The organism is Mucilaginibacter xinganensis (assembly GCF_002257585.1).
Classification (GTDB): Bacteria; Bacteroidota; Bacteroidia; order Sphingobacteriales; family Sphingobacteriaceae; genus Mucilaginibacter; species Mucilaginibacter xinganensis.
In genome coordinates this window covers 5,234,840-5,250,250 of sequence record NZ_CP022743.1, presented here as the reverse complement: position 1 = coordinate 5,250,250, position 15,411 = coordinate 5,234,840, and the positions used below count along the sequence as shown (strand labels likewise).

The window sequence follows — 15,411 nt, the reverse complement described above, 5'->3', positions numbered from 1 at the left end:
TATGAAAAAGGGCAATGACATAACAAAATTCTTTTTGCTCTTTGCGCCATGGGCGCTTGCCATGCTCTTTGAGCCATCACCTGTTACGTCGTATTTTATTGCCTGGCTTGGATCGTTCTTTATTTTCTATGTTACGTTAACAGGGAAGATAAAGCCACTCCCTGCCGACAGAACGTTCGGTGAACAATTAATGCGGCCAATCTTTATCATCCAGATTGTTTTTGCCGGTTACATGTGCTGTACATCGATATTTTATTTTTTGAGCCTTTTAGGTTATGAATACTTAAGCAAGACAAATACCCTGTTTGCGCTTGACCAGGATGCGATACAGCTTGCGGCACAATGCCAGCGCTATTATTGCTTAGGACATGCCGCGTTTGTTTCGGGGATCTTGTTTTTTATGAATTACCCGGTTGAGAAAAAATATTATATTGAAAAAGAAAAAATAGCCAACCTGTTGTTAATGACTGCGTTGATATCATTTCCTGTTTCAATTCTGTTTTTAAGGCTGCCGGGCCTGTCGCAGTTTTATTTTCAATTGAGCTCGCTGAGTTTTATAGCCGGAACGCTGGCGCTGGCATTTGCATTGCCCCTGCAAAAAATAACGAATACGCTGATCTGTCTGGCGTTATACCTTTTTAACCTGTACCAGGCGCTTACTTCGGGATTTAAGGAGCCTATAATTATTAGCATCCTGGTTTTGGGGATTTTTTTATATCCCAATTATAAAAAAATAGTAACGGTGGTTTTTGTGCCGTTGTTAATATCGCTGTTTATATTTTTACCTGCTTACGTAAGCAGTTTCCGCGGAACAGCCTGGACGGGTGAGGAGAATGTTGACGATGCCAGCCAGATAGCATTAAATGCCGCGCTTAATAAAGATGCTGATGATAACAGCAACTGGGGGTTCTTAGTATTCAGGCTGAGCGAGATCGAAATGTTCACCAAATATGTTAAATCCACCCCTGAAAAAGTGGATTTTTACGGGTTACAGCTGTTAAAACAGTCGGCAATAGCCATAGTGCCACGGGCATTGTGGCCATCAAAGCCCATTACAGAGAGCCTGATAATGGAGCGCGTGTACGCAGCCGGTGTGGTGAATAAAAACTCGAATGTTTCGGCAAAGCCGGCTTACATAGTTGATGCTTATTTATCTTACGGCGCCATGGGAATTTTTATTTTCCTGTTTGCATACGGTGCCGTGGCGCAAATAATAGCCTGCAAAGCGGAAGAAATGTTTGGCGGTTATATTTTAGGTACAGCGCTGATTTTCAGTGGGCTGTTTCAAATATTCTGGCGGGGGCTTAGCTTCGAGTTTTTGATCAATTCAGTTTTTTGGAGTTATGTCACCATGCTGATAGTTTTTAAAATACTGCGCTCCAGAAATATATTAAAAGAAATTTGAGGGTTTTACAGATCTGCGCTGCCTACAAACCTGCTTTTATTTACGGCGGGCCAACCATGTCTGTATCTATGCTAAGCGAGCAACTGTCAAAGGCGGGAGTTTATACTGAGGTTTACGCAACCACCGCCAACGGAAAAACCGAGTTAAACGTAGCACCCAATAAGCCTCTTGATGTTGATGGAGTTACGGTAACCTACTTTAAAAGGATCACTAAAGATCACAGCCATTTTTCGCCGGCGTTGTTAGGTAAATTATGGAAAGAAGCGAATACTTTTGATGTAATACATATTCATGCCTGGTGGAACCTGGTATCACTGTTTTCGTGTTTAATCGGGCTGGTACGCAATGTTCCGGTTGTGGTGTCGCCTAGGGGCACACTAAGCCCTTATTCTTTTCAAAATAAAAATATAGGCACTAAATGGCTCATTCATCATTTGTTGGGCAAGCCAATGCTCAAAAGGAGCATTATCCACGTAACATCAAAAAGGGAAAGCGATGCTATTGCCGCTATTGTTACACCTAAAAGAATAATTAACTTACCAAACTTTGTAAAGCTGCCTGCTGAAGTTCCGGTGGCTTGTCCAACCCCTGATATTTTTAAACTGCTCTTTTTTTCTAGAGTGGAGGAGAAAAAGGGCCTTGATATTTTAATAAATGCCTTGCCGTTTTTAACCTTCCCCTACCGACTGACTATTGCCGGCGACGGCAACGTTAATTATGTGAATGAAATGAAAGCATTGGCGACAAAAAATGCTGTGGATGGGAATGTTATATGGGCCGGTTTTCAAAGTGACAATAAGTTTAAACTATTGCGTGAGCATCAGCTGCTTATTTTACCTTCGCACGATGAGAATTTTGGGAACGTGATCATCGAAAGCCTGAGCCAGGGCACTGCGGTGTTGGTAAGTCCTTTCGTTGGTTTGTGCGGCTACGTTATCGAAAAAAAACTGGGCTGGCAATGTGAACTAAATGCAGCAGCTGTGAGTAATATGATTAATTTTATTCACGGACAGCAGGAGGCATTGAACAACATCAGGGAAAAAGCGCCCGATATTATCCATACTGATTTTGACGAGGTTAAGTTGATTAAAGAATATAGGGACATGTATAATACTATAATAAATGGCTGATTATAAAGATTATGGTTTTCATAGTGCAGGGCCTACGCATAACTTTGGCTACCAGCTAAATGATTTGATCAGCTTAATTGATCAAACTAAAAACAAGTATATTCTTGACCTGGGCTGCGGCAATGGCTATTTAGTTAACTACCTTATTGAAAACGGGTATAATGCCTACGGTACAGATGCTTCTGAAAAAGGAATTGCTATTGCCCGGCAGACTAATCCGGACCGCTTTTTTGTGCAGGACTTATCGTCAGATGCTTTACCGGTTGAGTTGGCTGACAGCGGGTTTGATACCATTATATCAACGGAGGTAATTGAGCATTTATACAACCCGGAAGCATTTATTGATTTTTGTAAGCGGCAGTTAACGCCCGGGGGCGAATTGATTTTAACCACGCCTTACCACGGGTACCTGAAAAATTTAACCCTGAGCATCTTCAATCGCTGGGATTCACATTTGGATCCGCTTTGGCTTGGCGGGCATATTAAATTCTGGTCGCGGAAAACGTTAAGCCGGGTGTTAACCAATGCCGGTTTTACCGTGGTTTCATTTACAGGCTGTGGCAGGTTCCCTTACTTTTGGAAATCCATGATTATCAAAGCAAAGTTATAGTGAACGGCCAGTTTTCATTTATTATTATCACTTTCAATGAGGAGGTTCATCTGCCCCGGCTGCTTGAATCCATCAAACAACTTGATGCCCCGCTTTTTATTTTAGATTCAGGCAGTACCGACAATACTTTAGCGATAGCTGAACAGGCCGGTGCAAAAATTTTGCATAACAATTTCATAAACCATCCGGCTCAATGGGATTTTGCATTGAAAAATTTTCCGGTTGAAACGCCCTGGGTAATTTGTTTGGATGCAGACCAGGTAGTAACCCCGGAGTTAAGCGCCCGTTTGGCAAAATTCAGCGATGCAGATAACCGGGACTTAGATGGGATTTACTTTAACCGTAAAAACTTTTTTAAAGGCCGGTGGATAAGGCATGGGGGCTATTCGCCTTTTTACCTGTTGAAGATGATCCGTTTTGGTAAGGGATATTCTGATTTAAATGAGAATATGGACCACCGTTTAATTGTACCCGGAAAAACCGCGATATGGAAAGATGGCTACATTTTAGAGGAGAACTTAAAAGAGAATAAAATAAGTTTTTGGATAGAAAAGCACAACCGCTATAGCGACCTCGTAGCGCAGGAGGAAGTTGAACGGATGCTGGAGATGCGGTCGCAAACGGTTAAGCCGCATTTTTGGGGCTCGCCTGATGAACGTACGGCATGGTTAAAACAGTTTTGGTGGAAATTGCCCCGTTACGTTAGGCCGATGCTGTATTTTATTTACCGGCTATTTTTTCAGCTGGGCATATTGGACGGCCGCATTGGTGTTATCTTTCACTTTTTGCAGGCATTTTGGTTCCGCCTGATAATTGATGTGAAAATTGATGAGATCCTTAAACAGGACCAGCCTCAATTAAAAAAAACCGGCAAAAGCATCGGACCGCTCAGGTTCGTTATTACTTTCCTGGTGCTTTTTGCTGCATTTTACTATTTCAATATATTTATTTTCGGTATCACGGCGCCGGGAAACCATTACAGCGCATTTATAGCCGACCATTTGAACTACATCAGGTGGCTCAGATTGGCGCTGTTAAGAGGCAGTGTAGCGGTGCTTTCCTGGTTTGGCTTTACGGCAATTACAAATGAATATGAACTGCTGGTGGCAGGAAAAGGTGTTATAGTGTTGGTTTACTCGTGCCTGGGTTTAGGTCTGATTAGTTTTTTTTCAGCATTTGTTTTAGCTTACCCGGCAAAACTTAAATCGAAGCTGATTTTTATTATTTGCGGCATACTGGGTATTGAAGCATTGAATATTTTGCGGTTTGTGCTGCTTTCTTTGTTCTGGGGTAAAAACCAGAACCGAATAGTTGATCACCATACCATTTTTAATTTGATTATGTATGTACTTATTGCCGTAACACTTTATTTTTGGGTGAAACACAATGATGCATTGACTAATGGCGATGAAGCAAACTGACCTTTCATTATATAATAACGCACCTTATCAGCCAGGCGGCAGTGCATTAAAGCGCCTGTTATGGTATTATGTCAACTGGATTTTTTTAACCAGCGGGCTGGTGCCTTCACGGGCGGTGAAGGTATTTTTTCTTCGGCTGTTTGGTGCTAAAATAGGGAAAGGCGTTAACATAAAACCGGGTGTAAGCGTCAAATATCCCTGGCGCTTAACTATTGGCCATAACAGCTGGATTGGGGAAAATGTATGGATTGACTGCCTTGTTGATGTAGTGATAGGTGAAAATGTATGCATCTCGCAGGGTGCTGTGATTCTCACCGGGGGGCATGACTATAAAAAGGCGACGTTTGACCTGATAACCCGGAAGGTGATACTGGAAGACGGTGTATGGATTTGTGCCGGTGGAATTGTTAACCCGGGTGTTGTTGCCGCATCACATGCGGTGCTTACCAGCGGCTCAGTAGCTAATAAAAACCTTGATGCCTGGTGTATTTACCAGGGGAACCCGGCAGTGATGGTCCGCAAGAGAATTTTTAGCCAAATGAAGACAGATTGATACAGTCAGCCAAACAGGATAAAGCCGCAACCGGCTTAAACTATTTTAATACCCCGTTAACCGTTGGCTTGTTCTGCATAGTTGCACTGCTGGTGTTGCTTAATATTTTCACCCCGCTGCGGCTTATAACCGATGGCATCAGGTATCTGAATATCCTGGAATTGTTAAACGGGACACTGGATACGAACAGCAATTTAGCACATGACGTGTTACCGCATGGCTATCCGCAGCTTTTGTTTTTACTTAACAAGCTACACTTGTTAAACTCCATGTCAATTACCGCGGTTAATATATTGTGTACGCTGGTAGCCTGCTACATGCTTACAAAAGTGTTATATATTGATAATAAGCTCTTCTTTTTTTCGCTGGTGATGTTATCGTTTATCAATATCAAGCATTTTACTTTGCCGGTGTCCGACCAATTATTTGCTGCACTTTTTATATCGGGTATTTATTGCTGGACAAAATTTTTTGAAGGCTCTGTGATCTTTGTTGCAGCAGCGCTGCTGTTCACTGCTGCAAGTATTTATGTCCGCACCGCAGGGGTTGCCATAGCCCCTGGCATGGTTCTTTATCTTATTTATACTAACCGGGCAAAAATTGCGGCTTACTGGGTGCTGTTGCTTTCGGTATTTGTTGTGATTTCGGCGGCTTTAGCCGTGTTTATTATCAAACTGCCCTTTTTGCAAACCAAAGTTGATTATTTACGCCAACTGGATTTGACGCTGATGATTAAAGACCCCCTTTCGATAGCCGGCCGGTTATCATTGCATTTTAAAGAGCTTGGCGAGTTGATCTGGAATATTCCGTACAGCAAACTTGCGGGTGTTGTGACCATAAAAGGGTTTGACAACGCTCAATATTTGCTGGTTATAACAGGAGGTGCAGCATTATTTATTTTTTTTAGAGCCACTGTTAAACTGAAATTGATTGATCATTTTGCATTTTGGGTGTTTTTAACCTACCTGGTGATGATTTTTTTGTGGCCCTATTACGATACGAGATTTTTGATTCCGATAATTCCGGTGTTCGTTTATGTTTTCTTTACTTATCTGTTTAAGTTTGTGAAATCGGGCTATCTTAAAATGGCCCCTATAGTAATTTATGTGCTATTGGGATTTGTTAGCCTGGGGTATTCTGATGCTATCTCGTTAAACAACGCTTTTTTTTTAAAGCATTACGGAGCCGATAAAGAGCTTACCGAAAAATATCGGGTGCACTTTCAAAATAAAACTGTGGGCATTAAACCCACATGCAATATTTTCAGTGATAACGTATCGTATTTTTTGGAAAAATATGACAGGTAATATTAATTGGTAAATCTGATGGTTCCGCAAAAAAGTTCTTCGTATAAGATCATCCTGCTGGTAGTTGGTATTGCTGTACTGGCTGTGGGCGTAGTTCTGTTTTTTATTCCGCCGGCGCTTTTTCCAGACCCGGCGAATGGGTTTAATATATTGCGAAGTATGCGGCTGGGTAGTGGGTTTAATGTACTATCGGCACCTGATCAGAGTGATATCTCACAGAACTACGACGAGTTTTCTGTGTGGTGGTCGCCGGGACAATATCTTGTTCCATATTTTTTTAATCTTGCGGCGGATATTAATATAGGGCAGGCAATGGCGGTAACTGTTGCGCTGGCCCAGCTTTGCGGACTGGCAGGCTTTTATTGTTTTTTTAAAAAAATAGGCTTTACACCATTTATATCAGCACTAAGCTTAGTATTTATTGTTTGCCAGCTTGCTTTTTTTGTCCCTTATGTTTTTTACAATGGTGGCGAAGTATTGCTTTTCGCATTCCAGGGGTGGTTTTTATATGGATGTTTTTCATTTAAAAAAACGGGGTGGAAAATGGTGCTGTTTGTCCTTTTTTCGGGCTGGATAGGTTTCTTTTGTAAGTCCTCATTTATCTGGATGTACGTTGCCGGCCTTTTTTGCCTATGGGTAAGCACGTGCTCCTACCGGGCCGGTATTTTAGAATGGGTTAAAAAAGGTTTATGGACAGGAGTTCCCGCCGCTGTTTCGCTGGCTGCCATTTATGTGTTTTTCTTGTCAAAGGGGCAAAGTCCCGCAACTATTTCAAAAGGATTTAAGTTAAGTGCCGAAGCATTCAGCTTCCCGTTGTCAACGCCTGTTCTTTCCGGTTTTTCGCTTGATGATTTTTTTCACGGGCTGATGTATAATTTTGGCCGGCCAATGTTCAGTCATCAATGGGCTTTGGTTATTTTGATAGTTCTCGCCATTTTAAGCTTAACATTAATCTATGTGCTAGTCCGCAAAGTTCCAAACAGTAACTACCGGTTAATTATTATGGTGTTCTACTTTGGCGCAGTGCTTTTCTTTGCCATCGCCTATCTGCGGCAGCTTAATATTTCATACGAAGCGCGGCATTTTAGAATAATTGGCTTGTTGATGGTGCCCGGAATGCTTTACCTGGTGGCCCGGCTAAAACGCGGATATCAGGTAGGTTTTGGCGTTTTATGCCTGGGGATTGCCGTTTACAGCGTAAATTACCTTGTTAAAGGTTACGATATAAATCAAAACCGGAGCGCAAAAGGTGTTTCCGGAATCTCGCAGATAAATATTGATCAGTCGGCGTTAAACGCCGTTATGAAACTTGACCGCGAAAATAAAAATGCCATTTTTGTTTTTATATCAAACGAAATAGGGCAGGAGATTCTGCATAACCGGGTTATCAACCTGTCGCCCATTGCTGACGATTTAAAGATAGATATGGATGAATACCGTTACGATGGTTTTTCAGGCCCGCTTTACATCGTGTTACCTGAGAGTTACAACGGGCCAAAAGAGAAAATGATTATGAAAAGCTTTCCCGGCTATACCGGCTTCAACCTGTCAATGCTGAGCGATAACTACGTGTTATATTCAACAAACAGAAAGCGGTAACCGGTCATTTTTTCCCTCTCAAAAAAGCACTTATTCTTTTTTCAATAGTCTCGCTGTACAGGATGCTTATAAACGTTAAGCAGCAGATGAGCAAAATTGTAAAAACAAAGCCGGCCGGCATAAAGTGTTTCCCCAGTTTGTTTATCATTAATACACCTATATGCTCGTGGATAAGGTACAGGAAATAGGATGAAATCCCGATCCGTGAAATTAATGGGTTGTTTAAAAATGCTAGCTTTTTGGGATAATAGATAAAGCAGAAAAACAAAGCAAACATGAAGGTATAAATGAAATGTTCGGCAACGCCAAATCCTGTATAGAAAATATAGGTCAGGAAAAAACCAAGGCAAATTTTAACAGACAAATTAGCTTGGTTGTTGTGTTTGTATAATAAATAAAAAAGCATTCCCGCGCAAAAAAATGGAAGGAAGTACAGTAAATTGAAAAGCTGGTAAAAAAATAAATAGTTGTTCAAAAAGGCTTGTGGCAAATGAATGTGCAGCACGTTATTTTTAAGTATATTTTGCATTAAGTGGTTAACGCAAATCAGGAAAACGGAAATTAAACTGAAGTTTCGGGTAAAGTTTTTTTTATTGATGTAAAATAGAACACTTGCAAAAAGATAAAATTGTATTTCAGGCCATAAGCTCCAGTAAGATCCGCTTAAATACTGGAAACCGACGCGGGGATGCAACATGTAATTAATTAAGGCAGGATTGATGAAAGTTAAGCCGGTTGCAAAATTAGCAACCCGATGGCTCTCGGGGAAAAGTAGCTGGTTGTCAAAAAGACGGAAGATGATGAACGTTAAAACGGATGCTATCGCCATGGAGGGAAAGAGCCTAATGAGGCGTTTTTTCCAGAAAGCAGGAAAGGTTGCTGTTTTTTCGAGGGTAAAGAAAATTACAAATCCGCTGATGAGGAAGAAAAAATGTACCCCCATAAAGCCGTACGAAAAAAAGTTGTACTTATTGTTGTAAGGGTAAAGTGACGGCGAACCTGCGTATCTGGAAAAAAAATGGAAAAGCAGCACAGCCATTATGGCAATAGCCCTAAACCCGTCTAAAAGTTTTATCCGATTGCCCGGTTTTTCCATTTCAATTAACCACCATGTGCTTTTAGCGCGTTACTGCCATTAAAACGATGATAAGATAGCGATACCTTTTAATTTAAAGCTATTTGGTGATCTCTTTCCATAACAGGTCTTTTAGCTCATTGATGTTTTTCTGGGCTACTGACGAGATAAAGATGGACGGAACATCAGTAGGGAGTTCCTTTTTCATTTCGGTCATTAGTTCATCATCCAGCATGTCTGATTTGGTGACCGCCAGTACCCTTGGCTTGTGAAGCATTTCAGGATTATATTCTTTCAGTTCGTGCAGTAAAATCTGGTATTCTTCTTTGATAGACCGGTTGGTATCTGCCGGTACCATAAATAACAATACCGAGTTGCGTTCAATATGCCTTAAAAACCGGAAACCCAAACCTTTCCCCTGCGATGCCCCTTCAATTATTCCCGGGATATCAGCCATAACGAACGACTTGCCGCCCCTGTAGGCCACAATCCCCAGGTTAGGCACTATAGTGGTAAATGCATAGTCAGCAATCTCGGGTTTGGCGGCTGATACCACAGAAAGCAGGGTTGACTTACCGGCATTAGGGAATCCAACCAGGCCAACATCGGCTAATATTTTCAGCTCCAGTATGTTCCAATCTTCTTTACCTTCTTCGCCGGGTTGTGAATAACGGGGTGTTTGTTGGGTGGATGTTTTAAAGTGCCAGTTTCCCTGCCCGCCCCGACCGCCGGGGGTTAATATTCTTGTTTCGCCATCTTCCGTAATCTCAAAAATAATCTCGCCGGTTTCAGCATTTTTTACAGTAGTACCCAAGGGTACTTCCAGGATCTCGTCCCTGCCGGTTTTTCCGCTGCGTAATGAGCTGCCGCCCGAATCACCATCTCCGGCAATTACATGTTTACGGTATTTAAGGTGTAACATGGTCCATAACTGGGCGTTACCTTTTACAATAACGTGCCCGCCACGGCCACCGTCGCCGCCATCAGGGCCGCCTTTTGAAGTTAATATATCGCGGTGCAAATGCGCAGAGCCCGCCCCTCCGTGGCCGGAGCGGCAACAGATCTTTACATAATCAACAAAATTTGAACCTTGAGACATTTTTTTTCTTTTTGAGTCGGGAAAGTCCGAAAGTCAGTAAAGTCCGAAAGATGCTAAGCGGGTTGCCTAATCTTCCGGACTTTACTGACTTTTCCGACTTTCGGACTTTCGGACTTAATTAATATGAACCTATAATAGTATTGATGGCATCAAATATTTCGGTAACCGAACCGATGCCATTTATGCTTTTATATTTACTTTGATTTTGATAAAAACCGGCAACAGGCGCGGTTTTGTCGTTATATTCTTTTATTCTTTTGCGGATAACTTCAGGGTTGGCATCATCAGGCCTGCCTGAATCCTTACCTCTAAGCAGCAAGCGTTTTTCAAGCTCATCATCATTAACCTCAAGTGCTATCATGCCTGATATAGGGGCATTTTTACTCTCCAGGAGAGTATCCAGCGCTTCTGCCTGGGCCACTGTGCGCGGGAAACCATCAAAAATGAAACCTTTAGCTTCCTTATTGGCATCCAGCTTATGGCTAATCATGCCTATAACTACGGCATCAGGAACTAATTTTCCTTCATCCATCAGCTTCTTCGCTTCTAAACCAAGCTCGGTGCCCTGTGAAATTTCACCGCGCAATAAATCGCCGGTGGATAAGTGGATCAATCCGTATTTTTCTATAAGTTTTTGTGATTGTGTCCCTTTCCCAGCTCCGGGAGGACCAAACAATACCAGGTTCAGCATGCTCTTATCAAATTAAAAGCCTTTCGGTACTATACAGAAAGGCTTAAATCTTTATTTTACTTTCATAACTGAAAGTGTATTTATTATGTGCACTTGAAGGGAGTCGAACCCCTAACCTCCTGATCCGTAGTCAGGTGCTCTATCCAATTGAGCTACAAGTGCTTTTTTTATCGGACTGCAAAAATAGGATTTCTTTTTAAAACATCACATTTTTTTTGAAAAAACAATCGTTCTTTCGCTAAAATACTTAATTACCGGTAGTTATTGGCCTTTAATAAGCACTGTCTATTGGTAAAAGTGAAGCGGATGAAAGCATTCCAGGGTATAGCCTTTATGAAAACAAAGATGGCCAATTACATCTTTTGGATAACCTGCCACCTGTCATATTTGGATATTTACTTTACAGCTTCAGCAATTGCAGCAAAATCAGGCAAATCGCCTGCCGATTCAAGTACTTCTGCATAAACAATATTTTGCTCCTCGTCTATCACAAAAGCGGCGCGTTTGGATACGCCTTTTAATCCGAATACAAACTGCTCATATATGGCACCATAGGCTGTTGATACTTCCTTGTTAAAGTCAGATAACAACTCAAACTGGTAATTATTATCCTCTTTAAACTTAGCCAGCGTAAAAGGGGAGTCAACAGAGATGCCTAATATAGTTGCATTAAGGCCATCATAATAGCCAAAGTTATCGCGCATGGTGCACAACTGAGTTGTACAAACGCCGGTAAAGGCCATCGGAAAAAAGTGAAGTACTACTTTTTTTCCTTTAAAATCAGCCAGTGAAACTTCTTTTAAAGCGGATGAAAATAAGGTGAACTGCGGAGCGGGTGAACCTGGTTGTAATGACATAAATAGTTTTTTATACAAAGGAATAACAATAAAATGAATGTTTAGCCACCGATCTATAATTACAAAGTCAATTTAAAAAACTTAAAGGAGTGCTTGATTAACTAAATAATTAGTTATAGCTTTATCAAAGCTTATTTATTCGTTATGTTTAAAAATTATATCAAAACAGCGTTCCGCAGCTTATTAAAAAACAAGGGATTCACATTCATCAACGTCCTGGGGCTTGCATTAGGCCTGGCAACCTGCCTGCTTATTGTTTTTTATGTGTTTGATGAATTGAGTTACGACAGGTTCAATATTAAGCACGACAGGATCTACCGTGTAAATACGGATCTGAAAGCCGGAACTAATGAAACATCATTTGCCATAACTGCCCCGCCGGTTGGTGACGCATTGGTAAAGGAGTATCCCGAAGTTGAGAGTGCAATGCGGATTGGACAGGGGGTAAACATTCGCTTTAAAAAAGGTAATGAAGTTATAGATGAGAAAAAGGCGTTTTATTGTGATAATGCAATATTCCATATTTTCACCTTGCCCCTGTTACAAGGCGATGCTAAAACTGCTTTGACAGAAGCCAATTCAATGGTTATCAGCAAGGACATTGCCATAAAATATTTTAACACAATTGATGTGGTTGGCAAAGTAATGTTATTGGTTAGTGACAGCAGCCTGCATAAAGTAACCGGCGTTATGGAAAACATGCCTGCCCAATCGCATTTTTATGCCGACATATTACTGGGCATGCAAGCCAATAAAGATCATAGTTGGAGCCATTTTAATACCGGCACTTATATCCTGCTTAAACAAGGTGCTGACCCTGCTAAATTGACAGCCCAATTCCCGGCGCTTATCCGCCGCAACGAAACCACACCCGCATTTGATTATGGAAAATTTGAAGCAAAAGGTAATTATATCAGGCTCAGTTTAACGTCGCTTATAGACATTCACCTGCACTCCAACAGGCAGCGCGAGCTTGGCATCAATGGCAATGTGCAGTATATCTACATATTTTCGGTAATTGCCATTTTTATACTGGCGTTGGCCTGCATCAATTTCATGAACCTGTCGACAGCACGGTCAGCCAACCGTGCCCGCGAAGTTGGTGTCCGCAAGGTATTGGGCTCATCGCGCAAGAGTCTGATCGCACAATTTTTGTCGGAATCATTGATGGTAACACTGGCCGCCACGGTAATAGCTGTTTTAGCTGCCTGGGTAGTATTGCCGTTGTTTAATCAAATTTCTGGAAAATCATTAAACATAAACGCCCATACATTCACCTGGCTGTTGCCGGCTCTGCTGGTTATTATTTTGGTGGTTGGCATTTTAGCAGGCTCCTACCCGGCGTTCTTCCTCTCGGCTTTCCAACCCATCCAGGTTTTAAAAGGCAAACTGGCCACCGGGTTTAAGGGCAGTTTCCTCCGCAGCTTTTTGGTCGTATTCCAGTTTTCCATATCCATATTTTTAATCATCGGCACGTTAGTGATCTATAACCAGTTAACGTACATCCGTAATAAAGATCTCGGCTTTAACCGTAACCAGGTGCTGATTATAAAAAATGTAAATTCCATTGATCCGAAAGTGTTAAAGCAGCAGGTTAAACAAATACCGGGTGTATTAAACGCAACGTTAACGCATTACCTGCCTACCTCCAATTTAAGTGCCCTCAATTATGTTAGTTACGGCTCAAACAAGAATATTGAAACACAGTTTTGGCAGGTGGATGCCGATTATATCAGCACTATGGGAATGAAGCTAATGCAAGGGCGAAATTTCAATGAACAATTTTTATCCGATTCTTCGTCGGTAATAATTAATGAAACCATGGCCAGGATGATTGGATATAAAGGCGACGCGGCAGAAAAAATAAGTAACGGAAAGGATTATAAAATTATTGGAGTGGTGAAAGATTTTAACTTCAGCTCACTGCGTAGTAATATTACCCCGGTAATGCTGGTAATGCAACGCGACTGGATGGCGTCCTTAAGCGTTAGGGTCAACACCGCCAACTTGCCCCCGCTAATGCAACAGATTGAAAAAAAGTGGAAAGCTTTGCAGCCCAACCTGCAGTTTGACTATTCATTTATGGATGAGGATTTTAACGCCCTGTACCACAATGAACAGCGGATGGGTGCCCTCTTTGTTATATTTACAACGCTTGCCATTATTATTGCCTGTCTCGGCCTGTTTGGCCTGGCTGCCTACGCCGCCGAGCAGCGCAACCGCGAGATCAGTATCCGCAAGGTGCTGGGCGCCAATGTATCAACACTGGTGGCCACGCTCTCTAAAGACTTTATTAAACTGGTGCTTATCGCCATTGTTATTGCAACACCACTGGCCTGGCTAATTATGCAAAAATGGCTGCAGAGTTTTGCTTACCGGCAAAATATCCAATGGTGGGTGTTGGCGGTTACTGCTTTATGTGCGTTGGTCATCGCTTTTGCTACTGTAAGCTATCAAAGCATGAAGGCCGCGCTGGTTAACCCGGTGGATAGTTTAAGGAGTGAATGATGGGGAGTCTGAAGTTCTGAGTCTGAAGTCAAAAAGACGACCAATTTCAGGCTCAAGACTATTTGCTTTCCCGTATCTTTACGCAATGAAAGCGATCATAATCAGTGAGCCCGGCGGACCGGAAGTTTTGCAAATGGCAGAGCGTCCCCGCCCCTCCGTTTTGCCGGGCGAGGTACTGGTAAAAGTGTATGCTTCCGGGGTTAACAGGCCCGATGTGTACCAGCGTAAGGGTAACTATCCGCCACCGAAAGGCACATCAGCAGATATTCCCGGGCTTGAAATTGCGGGTATTGTGGCCGCTACAGGAGCCGAAGTTACCCGCTGGCACGTAGGCGACAAAATATGCGCACTGGTAATGGGCGGCGGCTATGCCGAATATTGCAGCGTGCCCGCGGCGCAGTGCCTGCCGGTACCTGCGGGGCTTTCTTTTGAAGAGGCGGCCTCGTTGCCGGAAACCTTTTTTACCGTTTGGAGCAATGTATTTGACCGCGGAAGATTAAAGGATGATGAAACGCTGCTGGTGCATGGCGGAAGCAGCGGGATAGGGGTTGCCGCTATACAAATGGCAAAGGCTTTGGGGCATACCGTTTATGTAACGGCGGGCTCCGACGAAAAATGCCGGTTTTGCGAAATGCTCGGCGCAGCAAGGGCCATTAATTATAAAACAGAAAATTTTGCCGCTGTTACAAGCCAGCTTACCGGAGGCAAGGGTGTTGATGTTATTTTAGATATGATAGGCGGTGATTATACTGCCGGCAACCTGGCGTCGCTGGCAAACGAGGGGCGCCTGGTACTTATTAACACTATGAACGGTAAGGATGCCCAGGTTGATCTTTCGGTGGTGATGCGGAAACGGTTAACCATAACGGGCTCCATGCTGCGGGCACGTGAAACAGCATTTAAAGCGGGGATTGCGCATAGCCTGGAGAAAGCTATCTGGCCGTTGATCGAAGCTGGCAGGATAAAACCGGTTATCAGCAAAATTTTCCCGGCGGAACAGGCTGCGGAGGCCCACAGGTTAATGGAAAGCAGTGCCCATACGGGTAAGATAATACTAAAGTGGGATGTTGGATCGCTATTTACTTTTCAATAAAAACAGCTGGTTTAGGCTATAAAAAACAAAGTTTATAGCGGCGTAAAAAGGGTAACCGGGCCG

13 protein-coding genes and 1 tRNA gene are annotated in these 15,411 nt (G+C 42.6%); 9 read left to right on the top strand and 5 right to left on the bottom strand.

The features are described from left to right. Window position 1: 1 nt before the first annotated feature. The 7 genes from MuYL_RS22815 to MuYL_RS22785 are packed head-to-tail and all read left to right on the top strand — an operon-like array spanning window position 2 to window position 8,025. Complete coding sequence (locus MuYL_RS22815) at window positions 2-1,405, top strand: exosortase Y-associated Wzy-like protein (RefSeq protein WP_245845701.1); 1,404 nt, start codon at window positions 2-4, stop codon at window positions 1,403-1,405. Then, window positions 1,402-2,535: an XrtY-associated glycosyltransferase XYAG1 gene (locus MuYL_RS22810; RefSeq protein WP_094572745.1), complete on the top strand. Its 1,134-nt coding sequence runs from the start codon at window positions 1,402-1,404 to the stop codon at window positions 2,533-2,535. The genes MuYL_RS22815 and MuYL_RS22810 overlap by 4 nt, the downstream gene beginning before the upstream one ends. After that, on the top strand, window positions 2,528-3,145 hold the full coding sequence (locus MuYL_RS22805) for a class I SAM-dependent methyltransferase (protein WP_094572744.1): 618 nt from the start codon (window positions 2,528-2,530) through the stop codon (window positions 3,143-3,145). Before MuYL_RS22810 ends, MuYL_RS22805 begins: the two co-directional genes overlap by 8 nt. Then, window positions 3,145-4,566, top strand: coding sequence for an exosortase Y (gene xrtY / locus MuYL_RS22800; protein ID WP_157741075.1), 1,422 nt, complete (start codon window positions 3,145-3,147; stop codon window positions 4,564-4,566). The genes MuYL_RS22805 and xrtY overlap by 1 nt, the downstream gene beginning before the upstream one ends. Then, complete coding sequence (locus MuYL_RS22795; protein WP_094572742.1) at window positions 4,553-5,119, top strand: WcaF family extracellular polysaccharide biosynthesis acetyltransferase; 567 nt, start codon at window positions 4,553-4,555, stop codon at window positions 5,117-5,119. The genes xrtY and MuYL_RS22795 overlap by 14 nt, the downstream gene beginning before the upstream one ends. Continuing rightward, window positions 5,116-6,426 (top strand): hypothetical protein, encoded by a 1,311-nt coding sequence (locus MuYL_RS22790; protein WP_094572741.1) that lies wholly within the window; start codon window positions 5,116-5,118, stop codon window positions 6,424-6,426. Before MuYL_RS22795 ends, MuYL_RS22790 begins: the two co-directional genes overlap by 4 nt. A gap of 18 nt (window positions 6,427-6,444) precedes the next feature. Next, window positions 6,445-8,025: a hypothetical protein gene (locus MuYL_RS22785; protein ID WP_094572740.1), complete on the top strand. Its 1,581-nt coding sequence runs from the start codon at window positions 6,445-6,447 to the stop codon at window positions 8,023-8,025. Between the two features lie 4 nt (window positions 8,026-8,029). Here MuYL_RS22785 and MuYL_RS22780 read toward each other — a convergent pair whose 3' ends face one another. The 5 genes from MuYL_RS22780 to MuYL_RS22760 form a co-directional block, all read right to left on the bottom strand. After that, complete coding sequence (locus MuYL_RS22780) at window positions 8,030-9,121, bottom strand: acyltransferase family protein (protein WP_094572739.1); 1,092 nt, start codon at window positions 9,119-9,121, stop codon at window positions 8,030-8,032. A 79-nt stretch (window positions 9,122-9,200) separates the two neighbouring features. Next, window positions 9,201-10,199 (bottom strand): GTPase ObgE, encoded by a 999-nt coding sequence (obgE, locus tag MuYL_RS22775; RefSeq protein WP_094572738.1) that lies wholly within the window; start codon window positions 10,197-10,199, stop codon window positions 9,201-9,203. Between the two features lie 118 nt (window positions 10,200-10,317). Then, window positions 10,318-10,890 (bottom strand): adenylate kinase, encoded by a 573-nt coding sequence (locus MuYL_RS22770; protein WP_094572737.1) that lies wholly within the window; start codon window positions 10,888-10,890, stop codon window positions 10,318-10,320. A gap of 88 nt (window positions 10,891-10,978) precedes the next feature. Then, window positions 10,979-11,052: transfer RNA gene (locus MuYL_RS22765), tRNA-Arg, on the bottom strand. A gap of 233 nt (window positions 11,053-11,285) precedes the next feature. After that, window positions 11,286-11,747, bottom strand: a complete 462-nt coding sequence (locus MuYL_RS22760; RefSeq protein WP_094572736.1) for a redoxin domain-containing protein — start codon at window positions 11,745-11,747, stop codon at window positions 11,286-11,288. A 144-nt stretch (window positions 11,748-11,891) separates the two neighbouring features. Here MuYL_RS22760 and MuYL_RS22755 point away from each other — a divergent pair, with 144 nt between their 5' ends. Both MuYL_RS22755 and MuYL_RS22750 read left to right on the top strand, forming a co-directional pair. Further along, complete coding sequence (locus tag MuYL_RS22755; protein ID WP_094572735.1) at window positions 11,892-14,255, top strand: ABC transporter permease; 2,364 nt, start codon at window positions 11,892-11,894, stop codon at window positions 14,253-14,255. Window positions 14,256-14,340: 85 nt separating this feature from the next. Next, window positions 14,341-15,348 carry an NAD(P)H-quinone oxidoreductase gene (locus MuYL_RS22750; RefSeq protein WP_094572734.1) on the top strand — a complete coding sequence of 336 codons (1,008 nt, stop codon included), beginning with the start codon at window positions 14,341-14,343 and terminating at the stop codon, window positions 15,346-15,348. The last annotated feature ends 63 nt before the right edge of the window (window positions 15,349-15,411 follow it).

Bases quoted from the DNA above. Each gene is read 5' to 3' on its own strand.
- MuYL_RS22815 (WP_245845701.1), top strand. From the start codon at position 2: ATGAAAAAGGGCAATGACATAACAAAATTCTTTTTGCTCTTTGCGCCA.
- MuYL_RS22805 (WP_094572744.1), top strand. From the start codon at position 2,528: ATGGCTGATTATAAAGATTATGGTTTTCATAGTGCAGGGCCTACGCAT.
- MuYL_RS22795 (WP_094572742.1), top strand. From the start codon at position 4,553: ATGAAGCAAACTGACCTTTCATTATATAATAACGCACCTTATCAGCCA.
- MuYL_RS22785 (WP_094572740.1), top strand. From the start codon at position 6,445: ATGGTTCCGCAAAAAAGTTCTTCGTATAAGATCATCCTGCTGGTAGTT.
- MuYL_RS22780 (WP_094572739.1), bottom strand. From the start codon at position 9,121: ATGGAAAAACCGGGCAATCGGATAAAACTTTTAGACGGGTTTAGGGCT.
- obgE (WP_094572738.1), bottom strand. From the start codon at position 10,199: ATGTCTCAAGGTTCAAATTTTGTTGATTATGTAAAGATCTGTTGCCGC.
- MuYL_RS22770 (WP_094572737.1), bottom strand. From the start codon at position 10,890: ATGCTGAACCTGGTATTGTTTGGTCCTCCCGGAGCTGGGAAAGGGACA.
- MuYL_RS22760 (WP_094572736.1), bottom strand. From the start codon at position 11,747: ATGTCATTACAACCAGGTTCACCCGCTCCGCAGTTCACCTTATTTTCA.
- MuYL_RS22755 (WP_094572735.1), top strand. From the start codon at position 11,892: ATGTTTAAAAATTATATCAAAACAGCGTTCCGCAGCTTATTAAAAAAC.
- MuYL_RS22750 (WP_094572734.1), top strand. From the start codon at position 14,341: ATGAAAGCGATCATAATCAGTGAGCCCGGCGGACCGGAAGTTTTGCAA.